Here is a 794-nt window from a genome sequence, read left to right as displayed (position 1 = left end):
TCCAAGCGTTCTTTGAGCACACTGTCAACACCGTAAGCCGTTTCAAAGTCCTCTTTTTCCAAATATTGATAACGCTTTCCGTGGAAACTCTGAATAATAAAAATAGCTACAGCTACGGTAACAATCGCAACGCTAAAGGCTAAGCCCAAAGTTTTACCGACTTGCGCATTTACTGTGGGAGAAAGCAAAAGCTCGCTGCCGATCATGGGGATTGCCGCCAGAATACAAAGAAGAACACCTAGAGCAACATAGGCGGCAAATGATATTCTGTGAGTAATATAAGCGGTGGCTTCTTCCAGCTTAATTACCCGCATGCGAACACCGGCTTCTTCTTGGCAGGCATTTTCATCTGCGTCGACGTTGTTCCCCATAACATCAATTTCATCTTTTACCAGAAGATCAGTACTAACACCAAACAAACGGCTCAATGCAATTATCCGCTCCATATCCGGGATACTTTGTGCGCCTTCCCATTTGGAAACAGATTGGCGACTGACGCCCAATTTGTCCGCCAATTCCTCCTGCGACCAACCGTTTTGTTTACGCAGCTCCAATATTTTATCTGCTAAAATCATAAAAATATCTCCATTTCAAACTTGAATTCATCATTATGATTATGGCGAAATTATAGATGAAACAGCAGTTGCATACTAGCAAGTGCGGTTGGCAATTGCCCCTGAAAGCGCAATTTCTGCCGACAAATGAGCGCAACCGACCACCAATTCAAATTTTCAGAACAGTTTCCAGACATAATTGCAAAGCGGGTGCGATTGAATCTTCACCCCAACTGCGTC

General features: G+C 43.8%; 1 protein-coding gene. It reads right to left on the bottom strand.

Annotated elements, in window-relative coordinates; translation table 11 throughout:
* On the bottom strand, window positions 1–575 hold a 575-nt coding region (locus tag AC1DBT_RS05915; protein ID WP_480019002.1), incomplete at its 3' end, for a helix-turn-helix domain-containing protein.
* Between the last annotated feature and the right edge of the window lie 219 nt (window positions 576–794).

It is taken from the genome of Fannyhessea sp. C0108B2 (genome assembly GCF_056583915.1).
The sequence above is the reverse complement of the archived record's forward strand: the minus strand, read 5'-3'. Positions and strand labels throughout refer to the sequence as shown.